Source organism: Arthrobacter sp. NicSoilB4 (assembly GCF_019977335.1).
Classification (GTDB): domain Bacteria; phylum Actinomycetota; class Actinomycetes; order Actinomycetales; family Micrococcaceae; genus Arthrobacter.
In genome coordinates this window covers 3,049,392-3,076,359 of record NZ_AP024653.1, presented here as the reverse complement: position 1 = coordinate 3,076,359, position 26,968 = coordinate 3,049,392, and the positions used below count along the sequence as shown (strand labels likewise).

At 64.1% G+C, this 26,968-nt stretch carries 20 protein-coding genes and 1 tRNA gene; 18 read left to right on the top strand and 3 right to left on the bottom strand.

Features of this window, described 5'->3' with window-relative positions; translation table 11 throughout:
* Positions 1–23 precede the first annotated feature (23 nt).
* Together LDO13_RS13940 and LDO13_RS13935 are read left to right on the top strand one after the other, a co-directional pair.
* A complete protein-coding gene (locus LDO13_RS13940) occupies positions 24–1,421 on the top strand; it encodes an ATP-binding protein (protein WP_224047286.1) in 1,398 nt (465 codons plus the stop codon).
* Positions 1,418–2,086 (top strand): response regulator transcription factor, encoded by a 669-nt coding sequence (locus LDO13_RS13935; protein WP_224047285.1) that lies wholly within the window; start codon positions 1,418–1,420, stop codon positions 2,084–2,086. Before LDO13_RS13940 ends, LDO13_RS13935 begins: the two co-directional genes overlap by 4 nt.
* A gap of 165 nt (positions 2,087–2,251) precedes the next feature.
* Here LDO13_RS13935 and LDO13_RS13930 read toward each other — a convergent pair whose 3' ends face one another.
* Positions 2,252–3,469 (bottom strand): pyridoxal phosphate-dependent aminotransferase, encoded by a 1,218-nt coding sequence (locus tag LDO13_RS13930; RefSeq protein ID WP_224047284.1) that lies wholly within the window; start codon positions 3,467–3,469, stop codon positions 2,252–2,254.
* A 309-nt stretch (positions 3,470–3,778) separates the two neighbouring features.
* Here LDO13_RS13930 and LDO13_RS13925 point away from each other — a divergent pair.
* From LDO13_RS13925 to rplL, 9 genes are all read left to right on the top strand, one after another.
* Positions 3,779–3,851, top strand: a tRNA-Trp gene (locus tag LDO13_RS13925).
* Between the two features lie 78 nt (positions 3,852–3,929).
* On the top strand, positions 3,930–4,214 hold the full coding sequence (gene secE / locus LDO13_RS13920) for a preprotein translocase subunit SecE (protein WP_224047283.1): 285 nt from the start codon (positions 3,930–3,932) through the stop codon (positions 4,212–4,214).
* Between the two features lie 115 nt (positions 4,215–4,329).
* Positions 4,330–5,130, top strand: coding sequence for a transcription termination/antitermination protein NusG (gene nusG / locus LDO13_RS13915; RefSeq protein WP_224047282.1), 801 nt, complete (start codon positions 4,330–4,332; stop codon positions 5,128–5,130).
* A gap of 130 nt (positions 5,131–5,260) precedes the next feature.
* On the top strand, positions 5,261–5,692 hold the full coding sequence (rplK, locus tag LDO13_RS13910) for a 50S ribosomal protein L11 (RefSeq protein WP_018773647.1): 432 nt from the start codon (positions 5,261–5,263) through the stop codon (positions 5,690–5,692).
* 183 nt (positions 5,693–5,875) lie between these two features.
* Complete coding sequence (rplA, locus tag LDO13_RS13905) at positions 5,876–6,583, top strand: 50S ribosomal protein L1 (protein WP_091251962.1); 708 nt, start codon at positions 5,876–5,878, stop codon at positions 6,581–6,583.
* Positions 6,584–6,678: 95 nt separating this feature from the next.
* A complete protein-coding gene (locus LDO13_RS13900) occupies positions 6,679–7,773 on the top strand; it encodes a GNAT family N-acetyltransferase (RefSeq protein ID WP_224047281.1) in 1,095 nt (364 codons plus the stop codon).
* 108 nt (positions 7,774–7,881) lie between these two features.
* A complete protein-coding gene (locus LDO13_RS13895) occupies positions 7,882–8,991 on the top strand; it encodes a GNAT family N-acetyltransferase (protein ID WP_224047280.1) in 1,110 nt (369 codons plus the stop codon).
* Positions 8,992–9,300: 309 nt separating this feature from the next.
* Entirely contained in the window at positions 9,301–9,909 is a 609-nt protein-coding gene (rplJ, locus tag LDO13_RS13890; protein WP_224047279.1) for a 50S ribosomal protein L10, read from the top strand.
* A 74-nt stretch (positions 9,910–9,983) separates the two neighbouring features.
* Positions 9,984–10,358 (top strand): 50S ribosomal protein L7/L12, encoded by a 375-nt coding sequence (rplL, locus tag LDO13_RS13885; RefSeq protein ID WP_224047278.1) that lies wholly within the window; start codon positions 9,984–9,986, stop codon positions 10,356–10,358.
* A 228-nt stretch (positions 10,359–10,586) separates the two neighbouring features.
* Here rplL and LDO13_RS13880 read toward each other — a convergent pair whose 3' ends face one another.
* Positions 10,587–11,099: a YbaK/EbsC family protein gene (locus tag LDO13_RS13880; protein WP_224047277.1), complete on the bottom strand. Its 513-nt coding sequence runs from the start codon at positions 11,097–11,099 to the stop codon at positions 10,587–10,589.
* A 5-nt stretch (positions 11,100–11,104) separates the two neighbouring features.
* The gene (locus LDO13_RS13875) at positions 11,105–12,304 is read right to left on the bottom strand and encodes an acetyl-CoA C-acetyltransferase (protein ID WP_224047276.1); all 1,200 of its coding nucleotides are present in this window, start codon (positions 12,302–12,304) and stop codon (positions 11,105–11,107) included.
* A gap of 412 nt (positions 12,305–12,716) precedes the next feature.
* Here LDO13_RS13875 and rpoB point away from each other — a divergent pair, with 412 nt between their 5' ends.
* The 7 genes from rpoB to LDO13_RS13840 all read left to right on the top strand — a co-directional run bounded on the left by rpoB (position 12,717) and on the right by LDO13_RS13840 (position 26,957).
* Entirely contained in the window at positions 12,717–16,232 is a 3,516-nt protein-coding gene (rpoB, locus tag LDO13_RS13870; protein WP_224047275.1) for a DNA-directed RNA polymerase subunit beta, read from the top strand.
* Positions 16,233–16,336: 104 nt separating this feature from the next.
* A complete protein-coding gene (locus tag LDO13_RS13865) occupies positions 16,337–20,236 on the top strand; it encodes a DNA-directed RNA polymerase subunit beta' (protein WP_224047274.1) in 3,900 nt (1,299 codons plus the stop codon).
* Between the two features lie 500 nt (positions 20,237–20,736).
* Positions 20,737–21,111: a 30S ribosomal protein S12 gene (gene rpsL, locus LDO13_RS13860; RefSeq protein WP_011692814.1), complete on the top strand. Its 375-nt coding sequence runs from the start codon at positions 20,737–20,739 to the stop codon at positions 21,109–21,111.
* Between the two features lies 1 nt (position 21,112).
* Entirely contained in the window at positions 21,113–21,583 is a 471-nt protein-coding gene (gene rpsG, locus LDO13_RS13855) for a 30S ribosomal protein S7 (RefSeq protein WP_011692813.1), read from the top strand.
* A 69-nt stretch (positions 21,584–21,652) separates the two neighbouring features.
* Entirely contained in the window at positions 21,653–23,767 is a 2,115-nt protein-coding gene (gene fusA, locus LDO13_RS13850) for an elongation factor G (protein WP_224047273.1), read from the top strand.
* Between the two features lie 257 nt (positions 23,768–24,024).
* Complete coding sequence (gene tuf, locus LDO13_RS13845; RefSeq protein WP_055797147.1) at positions 24,025–25,215, top strand: elongation factor Tu; 1,191 nt, start codon at positions 24,025–24,027, stop codon at positions 25,213–25,215.
* 188 nt (positions 25,216–25,403) lie between these two features.
* Positions 25,404–26,957: a carboxylesterase family protein gene (locus LDO13_RS13840; protein ID WP_224047272.1), complete on the top strand. Its 1,554-nt coding sequence runs from the start codon at positions 25,404–25,406 to the stop codon at positions 26,955–26,957.
* Positions 26,958–26,968 lie beyond the last annotated feature (11 nt).

Sequence of the window (26,968 nt, the reverse complement as noted above, 5' to 3'; positions counted from 1 at the left end):
CTGATCCGTGCTTGGATTGAGTCATGACAACCGCCGTTTCCCGCCCGCCGCTGGTCCGCGGCAGCGATCGGGTGATTGCCGGCGTCTGCGCCGGCCTCGCCCGTCATCTGGGCTGGCCGCTGCGGATGGTCCGTATCGGCATGGTGGTGGCCGCGCTCGCGGGCGGCGCCGGGGTGGCCTTCTACGCCTGGCTCTGGATCATGGTTCCCACCGCGGACGAAAGCGCCAAACGCAATGCCCGGCAGCCGGCGTCGCCCATTGCCCCGGCCGTAAGCGCACCCTATGTGGCCCCTTACGCCCAACCTTCGACGGCGGACGCGTCCCCGGCGGCGGCTGCCGGCCCGGCGACCGCCGGAGCGCTAGCCGGGCTGGCCAGCGCTGCTCCTGCCGATTCCTGGCGGAGCAGGGTCACCGGCGTGCGCTACGGCAAAGAGATTCTGCTCGGGGCGGGCCTGCTGCTGGCCGCCGGCATCCTGATCGCACGGCTGCTCGGCGTTGATGTTCCCCTCGGGACCCTCATTCCGGTTGCGGCCATCCTCGGCGGCGCGGCCATCGCCTGGATGCAGTTGGATGAGACGCGCCGGGCCGGCCTCGTGGACAAGACCAAGGCGGACCAGGCCGGCGGCTGGGCACGCCTCGCTGCCGGGCTGGCGCTCGTAGTGGCCGGGGTCCTGGTCATGGTGTCGGGCTCCGGGTCCTGGGAACAGACGTGGCTGGCCCTGCTGTCCTCGGTGGCCGTGCTCGGCGGCGTCGCGCTGGTCCTCCTGCCATGGGGGCTGAAGTTCTGGCGGGACCTGGAGGCGGAGCGCGCAGGGCGGGTCCGCGCGACGGAACGGGCCGAGATCGCCGCCCACCTCCATGACTCCGTGCTGCAGACGCTGGCACTGATCCAGCGGCGCGCCGGTAATGAGACCGACGTCGTCCGCCTTGCCCGCGCCCAGGAGCGGGAGCTGAGGGGCTGGCTGTACCGGGATACGGGCAAGGAAGCCGGACAGCTCTCAGAGCGCATCAACGCCGCGGCTGCGGAAGTGGAAGACTCCCTGGGCCACGCCGTCGAGGTGGTCACCGTGGGAGACTGCGCCATGTCCGAACGCCACGAGGCACTCGTCCAGGCCGCCCGCGAGGCCATGCTGAACGCGGCCCGGCACGGCGGCGGCGCCGTGTCGGTGTACCTGGAAGTCACCGACGGCGCGGCGGAGGTCTTCGTGAAGGACCGCGGCCCGGGCTTCGATCCGGACGCCGTCCCGGCAGACCGGCTGGGAGTCCGGGAATCGATTGTCGGCCGGATGAACCGCCACGGCGGCACCGCCGGCATCAACAGCAGCCAGGACGGCACCGAGGTGCGCCTCCGGCTTCCCCTGCCGACGGGAGCATCCGCCGGAGCCGCCACCAACAACAGCAATGGAGAGGCCAGACTGTGAACACTACCGAAGCCGGGAGCCCGGGGATCCGGGTGGTGATCGTGGACGACCATGCCATCTTCCGGTCCGGCCTGAAGGCCGACCTGGACCCGAACATCGTTGTTGCCGGCGAGGCCGGAACGGTGGAAGAGGCAGTCGCCGTGATCGCGGCCGTACGTCCCGACGTCGTGCTCCTCGATGTCCACCTTCCGGGCGGACTCGGCGGCGGCGGGCGCGAAGTGCTGGCCGGCTCCGCGCCCTTGCTGGGCAGCACCCGTTTCCTTGCCCTGAGCGTCTCGGACGCGGCCGAGGACGTCGTCTCGGTGATCCGGGCCGGAGCGCGCGGCTATGTCACCAAAACCATTTCCGGCGCGGAGATCTCCGACGCGGTCCGCCGGGTCGCGGGCGGGGACGCGGTCTTCTCGCCCCGGCTGGCGGGCTTTGTGCTCGATGCCTTCGGCACCGCCCCGGCGGACATCGCCGACGACGAACTGGACCGGCTGTCCGCCCGCGAACTCGAGGTGATGCGGCTGATCGCCCGCGGATACAGCTACAAGGAAGTCGCCAAGGAGCTGTTCATCTCGATCAAGACAGTGGAAACCCACGTCTCTGCGGTACTCCGCAAGCTCCAGCTCTCCAGCCGGCACGAACTCACGCGCTGGGCCGCCGAACGCCGGCTCCTCTAGCCCGCACCGACGCTCCCTCACGTTGGGGGCTGGACTCCGGGCGCTCCCTCACCATGCACCCGGGACATGCCCATTCTTAAACACGAACAGTGGGCAGAATGGCATTCTGCCCACTGTTGGTGTCTGCGGCTGGACATGTCCAGCGGGAAGAGGTGCTGAAGCGTCCTATTTGGCCTTGCCGAGGAAGTCCTGCAGGCGTGCGACACCGGCAGCCAGGTCCTCGTCGCCGAGGGCGTAGGAAAGGCGCAGGTAGCCGGAGGGGCCGAAAGCCTCGCCCGGAACGACTGCCACTTCGACTTCGTCCAGGATCAGGGTGGCCAGTTCCGCCGACGTCGAAGGCCGGACGGGCCCGTTCGCGGACGGGAACTCCTTGCCGAGCAGGGCGCGGACGTCCGCGTAGACGTAGAACGCGCCCTTCGGCGTCGGGCATTCAACACCCTCGATGGCGTTCAACCCGGCAACGATGGCTTTGCGGCGGCGGTCGAAGGCGAGTTTCATCTCGTCGACGGCGGTCAGCGGGCCGGACACTGCTGCGAGGGCGGCCATCTGCGGGATGTTGGAGACGTTCGATGTCGCGTGCGACTGCAGGTTGGTGGCGGCCTTGATGACGTCGGCCGGGCCGATCATCCAGCCCACGCGCCAGCCGGTCATGGCATAGGTCTTCGCAACACCGTTGAGGATGACAACTTTGTCGCCCAGCTCCGGGACGGCCGTGGCGATCGACGTGAAGGGAACGCCGTCGTAGGTCAGGTGCTCGTAGATCTCATCCGTCACTACCCACAGGCCCTTGGAAGCGGCCCACTGGCCGATCTCCCTGACCTGCTCCGGCGAGTAGACGGCCCCCGTGGGGTTGGAGGGGGACACGAAGAGCAGGATCTTGGTGCGGTCCGTGAGCGCGGCCTCGAGCTGCTCCACCGTGACCAGGTACTCCTGCTCCGGTCCCGCGAAGACCTCGACCGGCACACCTCCAGCGAGCCGGATGGCCTCAGGGTAAGTCGTCCAGAACGGTGTGGGGACGATGACCTCGTCGCCCGGATCCAGCAGGGTGGCGAAAGTGTTGTACACGGCCTGCTTGCCGCCGTTGGTGACGAGCACCTGCGATGCCTCGGCCTTGTAGCCGGAATCCCGGAACGTCTTGTCCGCGATGGCCTGCTTGAGCTCCGGCAGGCCGCCGGCCGGAGAATAGCGGTGAAACTTCGGCTGGCCGGCGGCTTCGATGGCTGCCTGCACGATGTAACCGGGGGTCGGGAAGTCCGGTTCGCCGGCGCCAAAACCGATCACGGGGCGGCCGGCCGCCTTCAGTGCCTTCGCCTTGGCATCAACAGCCAACGTGGCAGATTCGGCTATGGCGGAAATACGCTGTGAAATGCGGGCGGCAGGCATCGCGGGTCCATTCTTCGCTTACAGCTTCGGTGGCTGTTTGTGGGATTCGACGAAATCTACTCTATGCTGTTCACCGGACCGTCCGGGGTGCCGGCGTGGAAATGTGACTGCAGTCAGGTTGCGTGATTTTTTCGGCTGGTTTTCGCGCCTGTTTTTCTCAGGTGTTCTCTGAGAGGCGGAGGGTCCGGTGAGGCCGGTTCGACGTAGGCGCAGTTGTTGCGTAGACTGGTTCTCCGGTGTTGAAAACACGATGATGGTCTGCGCCTCAGGAAAGTCTGGGGAACGGCCCGGGAACGGTTTTCGATCCATAGGGTAGTGGCGCAATTGGTAGCGCAGCGGTCTCCAAAACCGCAGGTTGCAGGTTCGAGTCCTGTCTGCCCTGCGCAAGCTGTTCCGGTTTCTCCGGAGCAAGCGCAGCAACCATGGTTCAGTTCAGAGCCGGGTATCCGACATTGCGAGGATGAGTGAGGACCAGGTGACCGAAACGGCTGCAAGCAGCTCCAGTGGCCGCCCCGCCAAGAATGCCCCCAAGGCAGGTTTCTTCGCTCGAATTGCGCTCTTCGTCCGCCAGGTAATTGGCGAACTGAAGAAGGTCGTTGCACCGACCCGCAAGGAACTGATCAATTACACGCTCGTGGTGCTGGTGTTCGTGGTCATCATGATGCTCATCGTCACCCTGCTGGATCTGGCCTTCGGGACCGGAGTGGCCTGGGTCTTCGGCGGCGTTGCGCCCACGGGCCGCTAAGGCGACCGCTCCGCAGACTGCGTGGATTACCACCGGGATTCCGGAGGTTCCGCGGAGTGTGCGGAATTGAGTCATTTAAATAGGCATGTTAGGCAATGAGGAAGCAGGAGACCAAGTGTCTGAGCAGGAGCTCGAGGTAACTGAGACTGAGCTGGATAAGAGCCAGGACGCCGCGGTGGAAGCCGGGGAAGAGTCCGAGGCTGCGTCTGCTGCGCCCGAATCCGACGTCGCTGACGAAACCGCCGACGCCGACGCCGGCGAAGAAGCAGAAGACGAATCAGGCGACGCGCTGGCTGCGGCCGCTGCCGCCGCAGAGGTTGATCCGGCCGATGAGTTCAAGGCCAAGCTGCGCCGCCAGGAGGGCGACTGGTACGTCATCCACTCCTACGCCGGCTACGAAAACCGCGTCAAGGCCAACCTTGAGACCCGCATCCAGACCCTGGACATGGAAGATTACATCTTCGAAATCCAGGTTCCGATGGAGGAAGTCGTTGAGATCAAGAATGCTCAGCGCAAGGTCATCAACCGCGTCCGCATCCCCGGCTACGTCCTGGTCCGCATGGACCTGACAGATGCCTCCTGGGGCGCCGTCCGCCACACCCCGGGCGTCACCGGCTTCGTGGGCAACGCACACAACCCGGTCCCGCTGCGCCTCGACGAGGTCTTCTCCATGCTCGCCCCGGTCTTCGAAGAAGAGCAGGCCGAGAAGGGCAAGCCCGTCAAGCACGCTGCCGCGCAGATCGACGTCGACTTCGAGGTCGGCGAGTCGGTCATCGTCAAGGAAGGCCCCTTCGAGACCCTTCCGGCAACGATCTCCGAAATCAAGGTGGACTCGCAGACCCTGGTGGTCCTGGTGTCCATCTTCGAGCGCGAGACCCCGGTCACGCTGTCCTTCAACCAGGTCAGCAAGATCTAGTTATCCCCACAGAATTCGCCCCGGACTGCCCGCTTTAGCAGCCAGGGGCGGCCGGCCGCCTCGCCATGGCGGCCACCAACCTGAGGCACGCTCCTGTGTCCCAGGAAGTAATTGAGAGAAGGACCCTACATTGGCTCCCAAGAAGAAGGTCACCGGCCTCATCAAGCTGCAGATCCAGGCAGGTGCCGCTAACCCGGCTCCGCCGATCGGTCCTGCGCTTGGCCAGCACGGTGTCAACATCATGGAATTCTGCAAGGCGTACAACGCTGCGACGGAAGCCCAGCGCGGCAACGTTATTCCGGTTGAAATCACGGTCTACGAGGACCGCTCATTCACGTTCATCACCAAGACGCCGCCGGCTGCAGAGCTCATCAAAAAGGCTGCAGGCGTCGCCAAGGGTTCGGCTACCCCGCACACCGTCAAGGTTGCCAAGCTGACCCAGGCCCAGGTCAACGAGATCGCCACCACCAAGATGGAAGACCTCAACGCCACCAGCCTGGAAGGCGCCGCGAAGATCATCGCCGGCACCGCCCGCTCCATGGGTATCACCGTCGAGGGTTAATTCCCCACCGCTGATGCGGCGTCGGGTCCGGGCAACCGACCACGACGCCGGGCAGCACCGCCGGGCGACCGGCACCACCTAAACATTGAAATGTCGGAAATCCGGAAACACCTTCCGGAGTCCCGACTGTGGCAGGGCCCAGCGCGGTCCGCAGACCACAACTGCACAAGGAGAATAAGCAGCATGGCAAAGCGCAGCAAAGCATATGAGGCAGCCGCAGCCAAGATCGACGCGGAGAAGTTCTACGCGCCGTTCGAGGCAGTGACCCTCGCCAAGGACACCAACCCGTCCAAGTTCGACGCCACCGTTGAGGTTGCTTTCCGCCTGGGTGTAGACCCGCGTAAGGCTGACCAGATGGTCCGCGGCACCGTTAACCTGCCGCACGGCACCGGTAAGGTTGCCCGCGTCCTCGTGTTCGCAACGGGCGACAAGGCTGAGGCAGCAATCGCTGCCGGCGCCGACTTCGTTGGTTCCGATGACCTGATCGAAAAGATCGCAGCCGGCTGGACCGACTTCGACGCCGCAGTTGCCACCCCTGACCTCATGGGCAAGGTTGGCCGCCTCGGTAAGGTCCTGGGTCCGCGTAACCTGATGCCGAACCCGAAGACCGGCACCGTGACCGCTGACGTCGCCAAGGCCGTCAACGACATCAAGGGCGGCAAGATCGACTTCCGCGTCGACAAGCACTCGAACCTGCACTTCATCATCGGCAAGGTTTCCTTCGACGCCATCAAGCTGGCCGAGAACTACGCAGCCGCTCTGGAAGAGGTCCTCCGCCTCAAGCCGTCCGCTTCCAAGGGCCGCTACATCCAGAAGGCTACCGTCGCCACCACGTTTGGCCCGGGCATCTCGGTTGACCCCAACGTCACCAAGGTCCTGACCGAGGTCTAATCCTCCACAGGCTTGCCGTAGTAAGCACAGAAAAGACCGTCCCGCATCCGCGGGGCGGTCTTTTCCGCGTTCCGGGAGCCGGTTAGGCTGTGCCGGTGACTGCAGCGACGTACCGCATAGAACCCCTGATCCTGCCCTCTGCCCTGGACTCCGCCGACGCCGGGGACTTCCTGGACTTCAGTGCGCTCAGCGACGCCCTGGTGATGGAGAGTTGGGGGAACCTGGACCGCGCCACACCGGTCGGCGCCCGGCTCCGGTACTGGCGGGACGACGCCTACAGTCGAATGCAGCTCTTCTTCGTCCGGGTGGACGGACAGATGGTCGCAAGGTCCTGGATTAGCTGCGAGCAGCAGGAGAACCTCGGCAGCGCTTTCCTCCACGTGGACGTCCTGAACGGCTTCACCGGCCGCGGGATCGGACGGGTGCTGCTGGCCCATATTGAGGCGGTGGCAGTCGCGGACGGACGCAACGTCCTGATGACCTTCACTGAGCACCCGGCCGACTTTGACGCGGACGGCCCGGACGTCCTGAAGCCTGTCACCGGTACCGGGGCGCTGCCGGCGTCGGCACGGGCGGTCCGGTTCGCGCAACGCGCGGGCTACCAGCTTGAGCAGGTGGAGCGCTTCAGCTCCCTCGCCATGCCGCCGGATCCAAAGTTGCTGGACGCCCTGGAGCGGGACTCGCTGGCCAAGGCGGAGCCGTACGAGCTGATTTCCTGGACGGACCATTGTCCGGATGAGTACGTGGAGCAGCTTGCCGTGCTGATGTCCCGGATGAGCACGGACGCGCCGACTGGCGGACTCAGCTATGAAGAGGAGACCTGGGATACCGCGCGCGTGCGGAACGTCGAGAACACATGGAAGGAGGCCGGCAACGTCTCCCTCGTCACCGCCGCACGGCACCGCGGAGGGGGCGAACTGGCCGCCTACTCCGTGCTCGAACTGGCACCGGGCAAACCGTGGCTGGCAGACCAGGACGACACGCTGGTCGCCGCGAGCCACCGCGGGCACCGTCTGGGCATGCTGGTCAAGATCCGCAACCTCCGCCGCCTGCTGGCAGACTACCCGGCCGTGGAACGCGTTATCACCTTCAACGCCGCGGAAAACGACCACATGCTCGCCATCAACAATGCCCTCGGATTCCGGCCCGCCGGCTGGGACGGCGAATGGCAGCGAGTGGTCACGCCGTAACCCATGGAACGGCAACCAAAACCGGCATATGCTGACGGGTGAAGCCCGGCTGCTGCCGGGTTTCCGGCACCGGTGGTGGACGGCAGAATGGCTGGGATGATGCCCTCTATGGCAAACGACGTACGGATTGAACAGCTCTGGATTCCCGATTCGCTGGACGGGCAGGACGCCGCAGATTTCATTGCCGCCGTCGAAGTCGGGCGCAAGGTGCGAATGCAGACCTGGGGGAGCGATGACCTCGCCTACGCACCCCAGGAAAAACTCCTCGAGATGGCAGACCCGTACGAGCGCCAGGTCATCCTCGTGGCCAAGGTCGACGGAGAGATCGTCGGGACCGTCGACATCGCGCTGCCCCTCGCGGACAACCTTGATCTTGCCGAGTTCGCCCTCGACATCCTGCCGGAGTACCAGGGCCAGGGCGTGGGCCGGCAGCTGCTCGAAGCCGCGGAGCACTTCGCCCGCGACGAGGGCCGCCACACCATCCTGATCGACACGAACCATCCGAGTGCCGAGCTCGGGGACGATTCAGCGGAGCAGCTGGTGCCCGGCACGGGCCTGGGTTTCGTCCCTTTGAACAGCCGGGAGGTCGAGTTCGCCCGCCACAGCGGCTATACCCTGCAGCACATCGAACAATTCAGTGCCTGCACACTTCCCCTCGACAGCGAACTGGTCGAGGAGCTGGAGACCGAGGCGGAGGAAGCCAACGGCGGACGCTACCGCCTGCACCACTGGACGGACCGGTGCCCGGACCAGTGGCTTGAGGCCGTCGCCGCGCTGGAAAACAGCGCGGGCGAGGACGGCGTGCCCGGCGTTGATGACACAGCCATGGTGTTCGACGGCGGCATCCTCCGTGAGGCGGAAGAGGTCGCCGTCGCGCAGGGCCGCCGAACAGTGGTCACCGCCGTCGAGCACATCGCCAGCGGCGGGCTCGTTGGACTCACCACCATCAGCGTCCTCGCGCTGCGCCCCGACGTCGTGTTCCAGGACGACACTGTGGTCCTCCGGGAGCACCGCGGCAACAAGCTTGGCCTGCTGATCAAGGTCGCCAACATGGAGCGGCTCGCCGAGCAGTTCCCGGATGCCCGGGTGATCTACACCTGGAACGCGCCGGAGAACCGCTACCTGCTCAAGGTCAACCAGCAGCTCGGGTTTACCACGGCCGGGGTGACGGGAATCTGGCAAAAGGAACTCCCGGACTTCAGCCCGAGCCTCAGCTGACCTGCCTGCGGGCCGCCGATTTGGAGCACACGGCGGGTCTCGCGTAAGCTGGGAGGACCAAAGACCGTCGGTTGTTGGAAATCCACTCTCCCAAGCAAGACTCACTTCTGCAGTCGCGCCGGGAGAGCCAGTGGATCTCCAGACGAAGGACCCTGAACATAGGGCGGCCGGCGCAGGTGAACGAAGCAAAGCTCCGCAGTCATGGACCGCGTCGAGACAAGCCCCGTGCATCTGCGCGGGGCGTTTTTAGTTTTTAGCTCTTTTGAGCGGGGACCGGGAATCACCGGCACTATCCCCGGAAGGAGGGTTATGGCAACGCCTAGCAAGGTTTCAGCAGTAGCTGAGATCACTAACGATTTCAAGGAATCGAACGCCGCTGTCCTGACCGAATACCGTGGGCTCACCGTTGCACAGCTCAAGCAGCTGCGTGTCTCTCTCGGCCAGGACACCAAGTTCTCGGTCGTCAAGAACACCCTGACCGCTATTGCAGCCAAGGAAGCTGGTGTCGAAGCATTCGACGGTCAGCTCGCCGGCCCCACTGCAATCGCGTTCATCAAGGGTGACGCAGTTGCCGCTGCCAAGAGCCTGACGGATTTTGCCAAGACCAACAAGCAGCTGGTTATCAAGACCGGTTACTTCGAGGGCAAGGCACTGAACGCCAGCGAAGTTGCTGCCCTGGCAGCACTCGAGTCCCGCGAGCTGCAGCTCGCCAAGGTTGCAGGCATCCTCAAGGCTCCTGCTGCCGCCGCTGCACGCATCATCGACGCGCTGCGCCTCAAGCTTGAAGAAGAGAACGGTGCACCGGCCGAAGCCGAAGCGCCCGCCGCTGAAGAAGCCCCGGCCGACGCTCCCGCTGAAGCTCCGGCTGACGCCGCTGCTGAGGCTCCGGCCGACGCTGCAGCCCCCGAAGAGAACTAACTCTCTAAACCAGACTCCGGTGCGAAGGCCAGCCCCCGGGCTGCCGGACACCACTATAGGAAGGACGCCACACCATGGCGAAGCTCACCAACGAAGAGCTCATTGAAGCTTTCAAGGAACTGACCATCATCGAGCTCTCTGAGTTCGTCAAGCTCTTCGAAGAGACCTTCGAAGTTACGGCTGCTGCTGTTGCTGTTGCTGGCCCCGCTGCCGGCGCCGCTGCAGAAGAAGAAGAGAAGACCGCATTCGACGTCGTCCTGGAGCACCCGGGCGACAAGAAGATTGCAGTCATCAAGGAAGTTCGCGCCATCACTTCCCTGGGTCTCAAGGAAGCCAAGGACCTGGTTGACAGCGCTCCGAAGGCTGTTCTCGAAGGTGTCACCAAGGAAGCTGCCGAGAAGGCTGTTGCACAGCTCGAAGAAGCCGGCGCACGCGTTACCCTCAAGTAACTCGCCGCTTCTGGAACCGGCCGGGAACCTCGTGTTCCCGTTCTGCTCCGGGAAACCCCGTCCACTCCGGTGGGCGGGGTTTCCTGCGTTTAGGGGCCTTTACCGTCCGCTGTGCCCGGTGTCGGGAAACAGCAACGCGGGGTCACTTCCGGCCCATCCCTGAGGTCGGGATGGGCCGGAAGTGACCCCGCGTTGTGTTAACCCGGCCGGGTTAGATCGGCCGGCCGGTCAGTTCGGTTCAGAGATGTCCGCCACGACGGCACCGAGGGCGGCGGTCAAGGCATCGGCGTCCACGAACGCGCTGTAGCCGTGCTCGCCGGCACCCATCGAAATCCGGCGGCCGGTGATGCTCGCGTCCGCATAAACGGGCCAGGCCACGGTACTGCCGAGCGGGGTGATGGTGCCGCGCTCGTAGCCCGTGGCGTCCAGGGCGATGTCCGCCGTCGGCAGCGAGAGCTTGTTGACGCCGAGCAAAGCCCGGAGCTTGGGCCAGGAGATCTGCCGGTCGCCCGGGATGAGGGCGAACAGGAAACTCCCGTCCTTGTGCTTGACCACAAGCGACTTCACGATATCCCCGGGCTGGATTCCCAGGATCCGTGCCGCCTCCTCCAGGCTGTTGGCGGCCAGCCGCTCGACGATCCGGACATCGAGGCCCCGCGCGGCGGCGTCGGCCAGGAACCGCTCCCGGCCGACGGCGCTGGCGGCGGCCGCCCCGCTGTTTGGCGCTGCAGGCTCGCTCACGGTGCTCAGTCGCGGAACAGCAGGAGCGCTTCGCCCTGGCCGCCGCCGCCGCACAGGGAGACGGCAGCCTTGCCGGTGCCGCGCCGCTTCAGCTCATGGGCCGCATGCAGGGCGAGCCGGGCGCCGGAAGCGCCGATCGGGTGGCCCAGGGCGATCGCGCCGCCGTGGATGTTGCACTTCTCCAGCGGGTAGTCGAGGTCCTTGAGCGACTGGACGGCCACGGAGCCGAAGGCCTCGTTGATCTCAATGAAATCCAGGTCCGCCGTGGACCAGCCGGCCTTGTGCAAGGCGTTCTGGATCGCGTTGGAGGGCTGGGAGTGCAGCGAGTTGTCCGGTCCGGCCACCTGCCCGGGCTTGCCGACGACGGCGAGGTACTCGAGGCCGTTGTCCTCGGCGAACTTCCGCGAGGAGAGGACGAGCGCGGAGGCGCCGTCGGACAGGGGAGAGGAGTTGCCGGCGGTGATGGTGCCGTCCGTGACGAATGCTGCCCGCAGCCCGGCCAGCGAACCCACGGTGGTGTCCGGCCGGATTCCTTCGTCGGCGGCCAGGATGATCGGGTCGCCCTTGCGCTGCTTGACGCTGATCGGGGCGATTTCGCCGTCGAACACCCCGTCCTTGGAGGCCCGGGCAGCGCGCTGGTGGGACGCTGCCGCCACCTCATCCTGGGACGTGCGGTCAATGCCCAGCGTGAGGTTCTTGCTCTCGGTGGACAGTCCCATGGAATGCCCGTCGAAGGCGTCGGTCAGCCCGTCATGGGCTGCGACGTCGAGCGCCTGGACGGTGCCGTAGGTCCAGCCCTGCCGGGAACCGGGGAGGATGTGCGGCGCGCGGGTCATCGACTCCTGGCCGCCGGCGACGACGACCGTGGCATCGCCGCTGCGGATCATCCGGGCGGCGTCGATCACCGCGGTCAGCCCGGACAGGCAGACCTTGTTGATGGTGACAGTGGGGACGTTCCAGCCGATGCCGGCGCCGATGGCGCTCTGGCGGGCAGGGTTCTGGCCCGCCCCGGCCTGCAGCACCTGGCCCATGATCACCGAGTCCACCTGCTCGGCCTTCACTCCGCTGGCAGCCAGGGCTGCCCGGATGGCGTGGGCGCCAAGCTCCACCGCCGTGAAGCTGGCGAGCTGGCCGTTGAGGCGGCCCTGGGGGGTGCGGGCGGCGGCGAGGATGACAACATCATTGTTGTCTGCAGAGTTGCTCATGGTTATCTCTTCCGATCTTGAACGATGTACTGCAAGGTTATCGTGACCCCCGTCACGGGGCCATTTGGCACCTGCTCGACCCTCGGTTCCGGCGCTCTGTCGTGGCGCTTTATACCCCATCCGGGAGCCGGGCCCACTGCTTGCAATCCCGGGCGAAGTGGGGTAGACAAGTAGGTTGCTTTGCCGTATCGTAGATATTTGCGTCTTCCCTGTTTACCTTCAGCCTTCATATAGCGGTGGGCTTAGCCTGGCTGCTGCGCCATCAATGTGCCGTCAACAACGGCACCATCATGGTCAGCGCGGGTCCCGGGTCATATAGCGGAACCGGACTGGTAGCACTGCGGAGTCACTTTCGCAGGGTGCATAACGGGGGAGATCTGAAAACGCCTGAAGGTCTGTGGAAGGATCCCTCTTGGTCGCCTCGAGCACCTCTAATGTAAACAACGCTACCGCTATCAATGCCGACAGCACCGACGGTGCAACCCGCCGGCTCTCATTCGCAAAGATTCACGAACCGCTTGACGTTCCGAATCTGCTTGCCCTGCAAACCGACAGCTTTGACTGGCTGGTCGGTAACGAACGCTGGCAGGCCCGCGTAGCCAAGGCCGTCGAAGAAGGCGACCTCAGCGTCGCCACCTCCTCGGGTCTGTCCGACATCTTTGAAGAGATCTCCCCGATCGAGGATTTCCAGGGCACCATGTCCCTGAGCTTCTCCGAGCCGGAGTTCGCTGATCCGAAATACACCATGGCTGAGTGCAAGGACCGGGACGCAACGTACTCGGCTCCGCTGTACGTCAAGGCCGAATTCATGAACAACAACACGGGCGAAATCAAGCAGCAGACCGTGTTCATGGGTGACTTCCCGCTGATGACCGAGAAGGGCACCTTCGTCGTCAACGGCACCGAGCGTGTCGTTGTCTCCCAGCTGGTCCGCTCCCCGGGCGCCTACTTTGAGCGCACCGCCGACAAGACCAGCGACAAGGACATCTTCACTGCGAAGATCATCCCGTCCCGCGGCGCCTGGTTCGAACTCGAAATCGACAAGCGCGACCAGGTCGGCGTTCGCCTCGACCGCAAGCGCAAGCAGTCCGTCACGGTGCTGCTGAAGGCCCTCGGCTGGACCGAAGGCCAGATCCTCGAAGAGTTCGGCCAGTACGACTCCATGCGCGCAACGCTGGAGAAGGACGCCACCGAAACCCGCGAGGACGCCTTGCTGGACATCTACCGGAAGCTGCGACCGGGCGAGCCGCCCACGGTCGAGGCTGCCCAGTCCCTGCTGGACAACCTGTACTTCAACTCCAAGCGTTACGATCTGGCCAAGGTTGGCCGCTACAAGATCAACCGCAAGCTCGGCATCGACCGCTCCCTTGGTGACAAGGAAGCGTCTGTCCTGCACGTTGAAGACATCGTCGCCATGATCAAGTTCCTCGTTGCCCTGCACGCCGGTGAGAAGACCCTCACGGGCAAGCGCGACGGCCAGGACCACGAGCTGCGCGTTGAGATCGATGACATCGACCACTTCGGCAACCGCCGCATCCGCGCCGTCGGCGAGCTCATCGAGAACCAGGTCCGCACCGGCCTGTCCCGTATGGAGCGCGTTGTCCGCGAGCGGATGACGACCCAGGACGTCGAGGCCATCACGCCGCAGACGCTGATCAACATCCGCCCCGTCGTGGCAGCCATCAAGGAGTTCTTCGGAACCTCCCAGCTGTCCCAGTTCATGGACCAGAACAACCCGCTGTCGGGTCTGACCCACAAGCGCCGTCTGTCGGCGCTTGGCCCGGGTGGTCTGTCCCGTGACCGTGCAGGCATGGAAGTCCGAGACGTTCACCCGTCCCACTACGGACGTATGTGCCCCATCGAAACTCCTGAAGGCCCGAACATTGGTCTGATCGGTTCGCTGGCATCCTACGGACGCATCAACCCGTTCGGTTTCATCGAGACCCCGTACCGCCTCGTGGCCGAGGGTGTTGTCTCCGATGAGGTCCAGTACCTCACCGCCGACGACGAAGCAGAGGTCCTGATTGCCCAGGCCAACGCTCCGCTCGATGCGAACAAGAAGTTCGCGGAAGAGACCGTCCTGGTCCGTGCCCGTGGTGGTGGAGGCGAGCCCGTGCTGGTTCCCGCCGCCGACGTCGAGTTCATGGACGTTTCCCCGCGCCAGATGGTGTCCGTGGCTACGGCCCTGATCCCGTTCCTCGAGCATGACGATGCAAACCGCGCACTTATGGGTGCCAACATGCAGCGCCAGGCCGTGCCGCTGGTCCGTTCCGAGGCGCCGTTCGTCGGTACCGGCATGGAGCGCGCCGCTGCCGTCGACGCCGGTGACGTTGTCATCGCGAAGAAGGCAGGCGTGGTGACCGAGGTCTCCGCTGAGCTGGTCATCATGCTCAACGACGACGGTACGGAAACCAATTACCGGATCAACAAGTTCGCCCGCTCCAACCAGGGCAACTGCTACAACCACCGCGTTCTGGTGAGCGAAGGCCAGCGCCTGGAAGTCGGCGGCATCATCGCTGACGGCCCGGCAACGGACCAGGGCGAACTGGCCCTCGGCAAGAACCTGCTCGTGGCATTCATGTCATGGGAAGGCCACAACTTCGAGGATGCCATCATCCTGTCCCAGCGCATCGTGGCTGAGGACGTTCTTTCCTCCATCCACATCGAGGAGCACGAGATCGATGCCCGCGACACCAAGCTTGGTGCCGAGGAAATCACCCGTGACATCCCGAACGTGTCGGAGGAAGTCCTGGCAGGCCTGGACGAGCGCGGCATCATCCACATCGGCGCCGAGGTTGAAGCCGGCGACATCCTGGTCGGAAAGGTCACGCCCAAGGGCGAGACCGAGCTGACCCCGGAAGAGCGCCTGCTGCGCGCCATCTTCGGTGAGAAGTCCCGCGAAGTGCGCGACACCTCCCTGAAGGTTCCGCACGGCGAGTCCGGCACCGTCATCGGTGTCCGCGTCTTCGACCGCGACAACGACGACGAACTGCCCCCGGGCGTCAACCAGCTCGTCCGCGTCTACGTTGCTGCCAAGCGCAAGATCACCGACGGCGACAAGCTCGCCGGCCGCCACGGCAACAAGGGCGTCATCTCCAAGATCCTTCCGATCGAGGACATGCCCTTCCTTGCCGACGGTACCCCCGTTGATATCGTCCTGAACCCGCTGGGTGTTCCGGGCCGTATGAACGTCGGCCAGGTGCTGGAAACGCACCTCGGCTGGGTTGCCAAGACCGGCTGGAAGATCGAGGGCGAGCCCGAGTGGGTCAAGCAGCTGCCGAACCTGCCGCGCGAGAGTGGCTCGACCACTGTTGCAACGCCGGTCTTCGACGGTGCGCGTGAAGAGGAAATCACTGGTCTCCTCGACTCCACCAACGTCACCCGCGACGGCGTCCGCCTGATCAACTCCTCAGGCAAGACCCGTCTGTTCGACGGCCGCTCCGGCGAGCCGTTCCCGGATCCGATCTCGGTCGGCTACATGTACATCCTGAAGCTCCACCACCTGGTGGACGACAAGATCCACGCGCGCTCCACCGGCCCGTACTCCATGATCACGCAGCAGCCGCTGGGTGGTAAGGCACAGTTCGGTGGCCAGCGCTTCGGTGAAATGGAAGTGTGGGCGCTCGAAGCTTACGGCGCCGCCTACACCCTCCAGGAACTCCTCACGATCAAGTCGGATGACATCCATGGTCGTGTGAAGGTCTACGAAGCCATCGTCAAGGGCGAGAACATCCCGGAGCCGGGCGTTCCTGAGTCCTTCAAGGTCTTGATCAAGGAAATGCAGTCGCTGTGCCTGAACGTGGAAGTTCTTTCCACGGACGGAACCACAATTGAAATGCGTGACTCTGATGACGCAGTCTTCACGGCTGCGGAAGAACTGGGCATCGATCTGTCTCGTGCAGAGCCCAGTTCCGTAGAAGAGGTTTAGCAGGTGATGTCCGACGGCGGGTCACCACCCGCCGTCGGACACTCCTCCCTCTTCCCGTAACCCAAGACTTCAGAATTTAGAGAACAAGAGAGAACAGGGACCATATGTCCAGCGAATCCTCCTTCGGCCTCATGCAGATCGGCCTCGCCACCGCGGAAGACATCCGTGGCTGGTCTTACGGCGAGGTTAAGAAGCCGGAAACCATCAACTACCGCACGCTCAAGCCTGAGAAGGACGGCCTCTTCTGCGAGAAGATCTTCGGCCCGTCCCGCGACTGGGAATGCTACTGCGGCAAGTACAAGCGCGTGCGCTTCAAGGGCATCATCTGCGAGCGGTGTGGCGTTGAGGTCACCCGTGCAAAGGTCCGCCGTGAGCGCATGGGCCACATCGAGCTGGCCGCACCGGTCACGCACATCTGGTACTTCAAGGGTGTTCCGTCCCGGCTGGGCTACCTCCTCGACCTGGCGCCGAAGGACCTCGAAAAGGTCATCTACTTCGCCGCCTACATGATCACGAGCGTCGACGCCGACAGCCGCCACGAAGAACTGCCCAACCTCCAGGTTGAGCACGACATCGAGAAGAAGCAGCTGATCGACAACCGCGACTCGGACATCGCCACGATCGCCCGCGACCTCGAGAACGAGCTTGCCCGTCTCGAAGGCGAAGGCGCCAAGGCTGCCGACAAGAAGAAGGCCCGCGACTCCGCTGACCGCCAGATGGCCAACGTCCGCAAGCGCGCGGATGCTGAGATCGAGCGCCTCGAGCAGGTCTGGGACCGCTTCAAGAACCTCAAGGTCGCCGACCTCGAAGGTGACGAAGGCCTGTACCGCGAACTGCGCGACCGCTACGGCATGTACTTCGAAGGCTCCATGGGTGCCGAAGCCATCAAGAAGCGTCTTGAGAACTTCGACATGCAGGCCGAGTCGGACATGCTCCGCGACATCATCGCCAACGGCAAGGGCCAGCGCAAGACCCGCGCCCTGAAGCGGCTCAAGGTGGTCAACGCGTTCCTGACCACCAACAACAGCCCGCTCGGCATGGTGCTGGACGCCGTCCCGGTGATCCCGCCGGAACTGCGCCCGATGGTCCAGCTGGACGGTGGCCGCTTCGCGACCTCCGACCTCAACGACCTCTACCGCCGCGTGATCAACCGCAACAACCGCCTCAAGCGCCTGCTTGATCTCGGTGCTCCGGAGATCATCGTCAACAACGAGAAGCGCATGCTTCAGGAAGCTGTTGACAGCCTCTTCGACAACGGCCGCCGCGGCCGTCCGGTCACCGGACCGGGCAACCGTCCGCTGAAGTCCCTGAGTGACATGCTCAAGGGCAAGCAGGGTCGTTTCCGCCAGAACCTCCTGGGTAAGCGCGTTGACTACTCCGGCCGTTCCGTGATCGTCGTCGGCCCGCAGCTGAAGCTGCACCAGTGTGGTCTGCCGAAGCAGATGGCGCTGGAGCTCTTCAAGCCGTTCGTGATGAAGCGCCTGGTTGACCTCAACCACGCCCAGAACATCAAGTCGGCCAAGCGTATGGTCGAGCGCTACCGCCCGCAGGTCTGGGATGTTCTCGAAGAGATCATCACCGAACACCCCGTGCTGCTGAACCGTGCACCTACCCTGCACCGTCTCGGCATCCAGGCGTTCGAACCGCAGCTTGTTGAAGGCAAGGCAATCCAGCTTCACCCGCTGGTTTGTGGCGCCTTCAACGCCGACTTCGACGGCGACCAGATGGCAGTCCACCTGCCGCTGAGCCCCGAGGCGCAGGCTGAGGCCCGCATCCTGATGCTGTCCTCGAACAACATCCTGAAGCCGTCTGACGGACGCCCGGTGACGCTGCCTTCGCAGGATATGATCATCGGCCTCTACCACCTGACCACCAAGCGTGTCGGTTCAGCTGGCGAGGGCCGGATCTTCTCCTCCGTGTCGGAAGCCATCATGGCGTACGACCTGCACGAGCTGCACCTGAACTCCCAGGTCAAGATCCGTCTTGAGGGCTTTGTCCCTTACGCCGGCTGGGAAGCTCCGGAAGGCTGGGAGCCGGGTCAGACCGTGCTCGTCCAGACCTCCCTGGGCCAGGTCCTCTTCAACGAGACCCTGCCCGAGGATTACCCGTGGGTCGAGGATGTTGCTGACAAGGGCGAACTGTCCCGGATCGTCAACGACCTTGCCGAGCGCTACCCGAAGGTGGTCACGGCGGCAACGCTGGACAACCTGAAGGATGCCGGTTTCTACTGGGCCACCCGGTCCGGCGTCACCGTCGCCATCTCCGACATCGAGGTGCCCCAGGACAAGCCGCGGATCCTCGCCGGCTACGAGACCATGGCTGCCAAGATCCAGGGCCAGTACGACAAGGGCCTGATCGACGACGACGAGCGTCGCCAGGAACTGATCGAAATCTGGAACAAGGCTACGAACGAGATCGCCCAGGCGATGCGTGACAGCCTGTCCCCGATGAACACCATCAACCGCATGGTGTCCTCCGGTGCCCGTGGTAACTGGATGCAGGTCCGCCAGATTGCGGGTATCCGTGGCCTGGTGGCCAACCCTAAGGGCGAGATCATCCCGCGTCCGATCAAGTCCTCCTACCGCGAGGGCCTGTCGGTGCTGGAATACTTCATCGCCACGCACGGTGCCCGTAAGGGTCTGGCTGACACCGCCCTGCGTACCGCCAACTCGGGTTACCTGACCCGTCGTCTGGTGGACGTGTCGCAGGACGTCATCGTCCGCGAAGAGGATTGCGGCACGGAGCGTGGTCTTATGACCGCCATCGCCGTCGCAGACTCGAACGGCGAGCTGGTCCTGGACGAGAACGTCGAGAACAGCGCGTACGCCCGTACCCTGGCCGTGGATGTCGTTGACTCCAAGGGCAAGGTCCTGGCAGCAGGCGGCACCGACTGCGGCGACGTCGTCATTGCCGAACTGTTCGCGGCCGGCATTACCGAGGTCAAGGTCCGCTCCGTACTCACCTGTGAGTCCAGCGTCGGCACTTGCGCCCTGTGCTACGGCCGTTCGCTGGCCACGGGTAAGACCGTCGACATCGGTGAGGCAGTCGGCATCATCGCCGCACAGTCCATCGGTGAGCCGGGTACCCAGCTGACCATGCGTACGTTCCACACCGGTGGTGCTGTTTCCTCCAGCGGTGGCGACGACATCACCCAGGGTCTGCCCCGTATCCAGGAGCTCTTCGAAGCCCGTACTCCGAAGGGTGTCGCGCCGATTGCTGAAGCAGCCGGCCGCATCACCATCGAAGAGTCCGAGCGCCAGATGCGCCTGGTCATCACCCCGGATGACGGATCCGAAGAGATCGCTTACCCGGTCCTGCGCCGTTCACGTCTTCTCATCGAAGACGGCGAGCACGTCAGCGTCGGCCAGAAGCTCATCAACGGTCCGGTCGACCCCAAGCAGGTTCTGCGCATCATGGGCCCCCGTGCCGCGCAGAAGTTCCTGGTGGACGAGGTCCAGGGCGTGTACCGCAGCCAGGGCATCGGTATCCACGACAAGCACGTCGAGGTTATCGTCCGCCAGATGCTGCGCCGCGTCACGGTCATCGAGTCCGGCGAATCGGATCTGCTGCCCGGCGAGCTCGCCGAGCGCAGCCGCTTCGAAGATGCCAACCGCCGTGTTGTGTCCGAGGGCAAGACGCCGGCCTCCGGCCGTCCCGAGCTCATGGGCATCACCAAGGCGTCCCTGGCGACCGAGTCCTGGCTGTCCGCAGCTTCCTTCCAGGAGACCACCCGCGTCCTGACGCAGGCGGCCATGGAAGGCAAGAGCGATCCGCTGCTCGGCCTCAAGGAAAACGTCATCATCGGTAAGCTCATCCCGGCCGGCACGGGTCTCCCGCGCTACACCGAGGTCACCGTGGAGCCCACTGAGGAAGCAAAGGCCAACCTGTTCACCGGCCCCAGCGCGTTCAGTGACTTCTCCTACGATTCCCTGGGCGGCGACGGAGCTCCTGAGTTCCACGCCATCCCGCTGGATGACTACGACCTGGGCAGCGACTTCCGCTAACCGCGGGCGTTATAGCGTTTCCCAAGGATGGTCCCGCACCGCAAGGTGGGGGACCATCCCCGTTTAACCCGTCGACTGTTCCGATACTGCCCTTATGGGGCTCCAAAAGGGCAGCAACGGAGCAGTCGTCGCCGGGGAGGGGCCGACGTCGGGAGGCCGGATTCCCCGCCGATTAAGGGCTGGGACCCGTCCGTGTTAGACTTGAGACTAATTGTTATTGTGGCAGTGGATGAGTGCGCCGGTTTTAGTCAGACAGCTTGAAGCTGAACGGCTGGACCAGGACGACGTTTCCGGTTTGCAGGGTTCTTGTGCAACGTATGCCACATTTTCGCATGCCTAGGGACAGTTCAGGACGCAAGTCCGTGGATCCCGGCGTGCGGTCCGACTATTAAGGCTTCGCCTCAGCTGCTCTGGAGAGAACTTCAAAGCTCGAGCGGCGGGGCGCAGCGACAAGAGAGCGGCTGCCAACGGCCGCTCCGGATAAAACGGAGAACACGAGAGTGCCTACGATTAACCAGCTGGTCCGCAAGGGCCGCACGCCTAAGGTCAAGAAGACCAAGGCTCCCGCGCTTAACGGCAGCCCGATGCGCCGCGGTGTTTGCACCCGCGTGTACACGACGACCCCGAAGAAGCCGAACTCGGCTCTGCGTAAGGTTGCGCGTGTGCGCCTCAACGGCGGCGTTGAAGTTACCGCATACATCCCCGGTGTAGGCCACAACCTGCAGGAGCACTCCATTGTGCTCGTCCGTGGCGGCCGCGTTAAGGACCTTCCGGGTGTCCGCTACAAGATCGTCCGTGGCGCCCTCGATACCCAGGGTGTCAAGAACCGTAAGCAGGCTCGTAGCCGCTACGGCGCAAAGATGGAGAAGAAGTAATATGCCTCGCAAGGGTCCGGCCCCCAAGCGGCCGCTAGTTCTAGATCCCGTTTACGGCTCCCCGCTGGTCACCCAGCTGATCAACAAGGTGCTCGTTGACGGCAAGAAGTCCACCGCCGAGCGCATTGTTTACGGTGCACTCGAAGGTGCTCGCGCCAAGTCCGGCGGCGACCCGGTTGCAGCCCTCAAGAAGGCCATGGAGAACGTCAAGCCTTCCCTCGAGGTCCGCTCCCGCCGCGTCGGTGGCGCCACCTACCAGGTTCCGGTTGAGGTCAAGCCGGGTCGCTCCACCGCCCTCGCTCTGCGCTGGCTGGTCGGCTACTCGAAGGCCCGCCGCGAGAAGACCATGACCGAGCGCCTCCAGAACGAGATTCTGGATGCCTCCAACGGTCTCGGTGCCGCTGTGAAGCGTCGCGAAGACACCCACAAGATGGCCGAGTCCAACAAGGCCTTCGCACACTACCGCTGGTAATACTTCCCGGACGCCGCCGGCTCAACAGAGCCGGCGGCGAACGTGCAGTCCATCCGAAAGGGAGACACCGTGGCACAGGACGTGCTTACCGACCTTAGCAAGGTCCGCAATATCGGCATCATGGCCCACATTGATGCCGGCAAGACCACTACTACCGAGCGCATCCTGTTCTACACGGGTGTGAACCACAAGATCGGCGAAACGCACGACGGCGCTTCGACGACTGACTGGATGGAACAGGAAAAGGAACGCGGCATCACCATCACGTCTGCCGCCGTGACCTGCTTCTGGGAAAACAACCAGATCAACATCATTGACACCCCCGGCCACGTGGACTTCACGGTTGAGGTTGAGCGCTCCCTGCGCGTCCTCGACGGTGCGGTTGCTGTGTTCGACGGCAAGGAAGGCGTGGAGCCGCAGTCTGAGACTGTTTGGCGCCAGGCCGACAAGTACAACGTCCCGCGCATCTGCTTCGTCAACAAGATGGACAAGCTCGGCGCTGACTTCTACTTCACCGTCGACACCATCATCAGCCGCCTCGGTGCCAAGCCGCTCGTTATGCAGCTGCCGATTGGTGCCGAGAACGACTTCATCGGCGTCGTCGACCTGCTCTACATGCGTGCACTGGTCTGGCCCGGCGACTCCAAGGGTGACGTCACCATGGGTGCCAAGTACGAGATCCAGGAGATCCCGGCTGACCTCAAGGAAAAGGCTGAAGAGTACCGCGCAACGCTCGTTGAGACCGTTGCAGAGTCCTCGGAAGAACTCATGGAGAAGTACCTCGAAGGCGAAGAAATCTCCGAGGCCGAGCTCAAGGCCGGCATCCGCAAGATGACGATCAACTCCGAGCTCTACCCGGTCTTCTGTGGCTCCGCGTTCAAGAACCGCGGCGTCCAGCCGATGCTTGACGCCGTCGTGGACTACCTGCCGAACCCGCTCGACGTCCCGCCGATGATCGGTCACGATCCCCGCGACGAAGAGAAGGAACTGACGCGCAAGCCGTCTTCCGAAGAGCCGTTCTCGGCTCTGGCGTTCAAGATTGCCACGCACCCGTTCTTCGGTCAGCTCACCTTCATCCGCGTGTACTCCGGTCACGTGGAAGCAGGCGCCCAGGTGGTCAACTCCACCAAGGGCAAGAAGGAGCGCATCGGCAAGCTGTTCCAGATGCACGCCAACAAGGAAATGCCGGTTGACGGCGCTACCGCCGGCCACATCTACGCAGCGATCGGCCTCAAGGACACCACCACGGGCGACACCCTGTGCGACTCCAGCAACCAGATCGTCCTCGAGTCCATGAGCTTCCCGGAGCCCGTGATCTCTGTTGCGATCGAGCCGAACACCAAGGGTGACCAGGAGAAGCTCTCCACGGCCATCCAGAAGCTCTCCGCTGAGGACCCGACCTTCCAGGTCTCCCTCAACGAAGACACCGGCCAGACCATCATCGCCGGCATGGGCGAGCTCCACCTGGACATCCTGGTGGACCGCATGCGCCGCGAATTCAAGGTCGAGGCAAACGTGGGCAAGCCCCAGGTTGCGTACCGCGAAACCATCAAGCGTGCTGTAGAGCGTCACGACTACACGCACAAGAAGCAGACCGGTGGTTCCGGCCAGTTCGCAAAGATCCAGATCGCGATCGAGCCGCTGGACACGTCCGAGGGCGAGATGTACGAGTTCTCGAACAAGGTCACCGGTGGACGTATTCCGCGCGAATACATCCCCTCGGTTGACGCCGGCATCCAGGATGCGCTGAACGACGGCGTCCTGGCTGGCTACCCGGTTGTTGGCATCAAGGCCACGCTGATTGACGGCGCGTACCACGATGTTGACTCCTCGGAAATGGCGTTCAAGATCGCCGGCCGTATGGCTTTCAAGGAAGCCGCACGCAAGGCGAACCCTGTCCTGCTCGAACCGCTGATGGATGTCGAGGTCCGCACCCCTGAGGAATACATGGGTGAAGTTATCGGTGACCTCAACTCCCGCCGTGGCCAGATGCAGTCCATGGAAGATGCCCAGGGCGTCAAGGTCATCCGCGCGCACGTCCCGCTGTCCGGCATGTTCGGCTACATCGGTGACCTGCGCTCGAAGACCCAGGGCCGCGCTGTGTACTCCATGACGTTCCACAGCTACGCCGAGGTCCCGAAGGCATACGCCGACGAGATCATCCAGAAGAACCGCGGCGAGTAGTCTCCACGGCTCCCGCAGCAACAAACTCGGGTGCGTTTCCGTTTCCGGAAATTCACCCGGTGCAGGTGGCCGGTTTCGGCCTGCGCTTTCCGGCTAGCCGGGACCGGCCATCTGCACCGACAGGCTCGAGGGACTAGTATTAGTTCCTGAATCTGCAATTTCATCAATCCAAAGCCCCCCAAGTAGACTTACTGAAGTTTCGCCGCGACAAGCGCGGTCGAAGGGTAAGTCATTTGAAAACGTTCTAGGAGGAACCTGTGGCAAAGGCAAAGTTCGAGCGGACTAAGCCGCACGTTAACATCGGCACCATTGGTCACGTTGACCACGGTAAGACGACGTTGACGGCCGCGATTTCCAAGGTGCTGTACGACAAGTACCCGACACTCAACGAGCAGCGCGACTTCGCGTCCATTGACTCTGCTCCCGAAGAGCGTCAGCGCGGCATTACCATCAACATCTCCCACGTTGAGTACCAGACCGAGAAGCGCCACTACGCACACGTAGACGCCCCGGGTCACGCTGACTACATCAAGAACATGATCACCGGTGCTGCACAGATGGACGGTGCAATCCTCGTGGTTGCCGCCACTGACGGCCCGATGGCTCAGACCCGCGAGCACGTTCTGCTCGCCCGCCAGGTTGGTGTCCCCTACCTGCTGGTCGCACTGAACAAGTCGGACATGGTCGATGACGAAGAGCTCCTCGACCTCGTCGAAATGGAAGTTCGCGAGCTGCTTTCGGCTCAGGGCTTCGATGGCGATGAAGCTCCGGTTGTCCGCGTATCCGGTCTGAAGGCTCTCGAAGGCGACCCGGTTTGGGTCAAGTCCGTCGAGGACCTCATGGAAGCTGTCGACGAGTCCGTTCCGGACCCCGTACGTGACCGTGACAAGCCGTTCCTGATGCCGATCGAAGATGTCTTCACGATCACCGGCCGTGGCACCGTTGTTACGGGCCGCGCCGAGCGTGGAACCCTCGCCATCAACTCCGAGGTCGAGATCGTCGGCATCCGCCCGGTCCAGAAGACCACGGTTACCGGTATCGAGATGTTCCACAAGCAGCTCGACGAAGCATGGGCCGGCGAGAACTGTGGCCTCCTGCTCCGCGGTCTGAAGCGCGACGATGTCGAGCGTGGCCAGGTTGTCGTCAAGCCGGGTTCCATCACCCCGCACACCGACTTCGAGGCTAACGTCTACATCCTCTCCAAGGACGAAGGCGGACGTCACAACCCGTTCTACTCCAACTACCGCCCGCAGTTCTACTTCCGCACCACGGACGTAACCGGCGTTATCACCCTGCCGGAAGGCACGGAAATGGTTATGCCTGGCGACAACACTGAGATGACCGTTGCGCTCATCCAGCCCATCGCCATGGAAGAGGGCCTCGGCTTCGCTATCCGCGAAGGCGGCCGCACCGTTGGTTCGGGACGCGTTACCAAGATCATCAAGTAACACTTGCTGATCTGTGTTTGATCTCTGATCGGGTTGGCCGTCTGACGGCCCCCGTGACGTAGGAACAGCCCCGCTGCACTCGCAGCGGGGCTGTTCCTTTTTGTCTGTGTATCACCCCCAGCGCATCACCCCCAGCCTCAGGACCAACGCCCCTTACCGGCCCCGGCTACGGGTTCCATGCTGGTGTGATGAACGTGTTGGTCACGACGGCCCGCGGGGAACTGCGGGGCAGTTTCGCCGACGGTGTGTACACCTTCCTCGGGGTCCCCTATGCAGCGCCGCCGGTCGGCGCGAACCGTCTCCGGCCGCCACAGCCTGCCTTGCAGTGGTCCGGTATCCGGAACGCCACGAGGCTCGGGCCGGAGCCTCCGCAGGTGGCGCCGCCCTCCATGGGCGGTCCGGCCACTGGGGCATCAGAGGACTGGTCGGAAGTAGTCAACGCTTTTGCGGAAGTGGAACGTGCCGTGCCTTCCGAGGAATGCCTGAACCTGAACATCTGGACGCCGGCGCCCGGCGGGCCAAGTTTGCCGGTGATGGTCTGGATCCAGGGCGGAATGTTCGAGATCAGCTCGACGGCGGCTTACGACGGGAGCCGCTTCGCCCGGGACGGCGTGGTCTGCGTCGTCATCAACTGGCGTCCGGGCGCGGAGGGGTTCCTCTATCTCGGTGACGGCATCGCCAACCTCGGCCTGCTCGACCAGCTCGCCGCCCTCGAATGGGTGCGGGAAAACATTTCAGCCTTCGGCGGGGACCCCGGCAACGTCACCGTCTTTGGCGAGTCCGCAGGCGCGATGAGCATCGGCATGCTGCTTTCCATGCCCCGCGCCGAGGGGCTGTTTCGGCGTGCGATCCTGCAGAGCGGCGCAGCCCACCAGGTCACGCCCGCCGCGGATGCCTTGCGCATCGCCGGATACCTGGCCGGGAAGCTGGGGGTGCCCGCCACGCGTGAGGCGATCGCCGGAGCCGGGGTCCAGCGCCTGCTGGCGGCGCAGGCGGAGCTGAAGGACGAACTGCTCGCCGACCCGGACCCGGAACGATGGGGCAACGCCGTGGTGGCAAGCGTAATGCCGTGGCAGCCCGTGCTCGACGGCGACGTCCTGCCCGGCCCGCCGATCGAGCGGATCGCGGCCGGATCCGGCAGGCAGGTGGATGTCATCGTCGGCACGAATACCGACGACTGGCGGCTGTTTCTGGTCGCCAGCGGCGCGCTGGCCGGCATCACAGTCGAGATGATCACCGGGCCGGTCCGCGCCTACGGTTACCAGTCCCTGGCGGCCTACGGGCTACCGGTCGAGGAGGCGCTGTCCGCCTACCGGGCGAGGTACCCGGAGGCGGGTCCCGGCGATCTGCTCGCGGCGGTCCAGACAGACTGGTGGATGCGGATCCCCGCGATTCGCCTGGCCGACGCGCACGCCAACGCCAACACCACGTCGGGAACCTATATGTACGAGTTCGCCTGGGCATCGCCGGGCCTCGGCGCGGTGCACGCTCTCGAGGTTCCTTTTGTCTTCGACACGGCTGCCACGGATGCGCCGCTCTTCGGTCCGCTGCTGGGAAGCGCCCCGCCCCAGGAGCTTGCGCACAAAATGCACGCAGCGTGGCTCGCTTTCGCGGCCACGGGCGACCCCGGCTGGCCGAAGTATGACCTCGAGCGGAGGGCCACGATGCGGTTCGACGCCGACTGCAGGATTGTCGATGATCCCCGGCCCTGGGAGCGGGCCCTGTGGAAAACCCTTCGCTGAGCCCCCGCTGG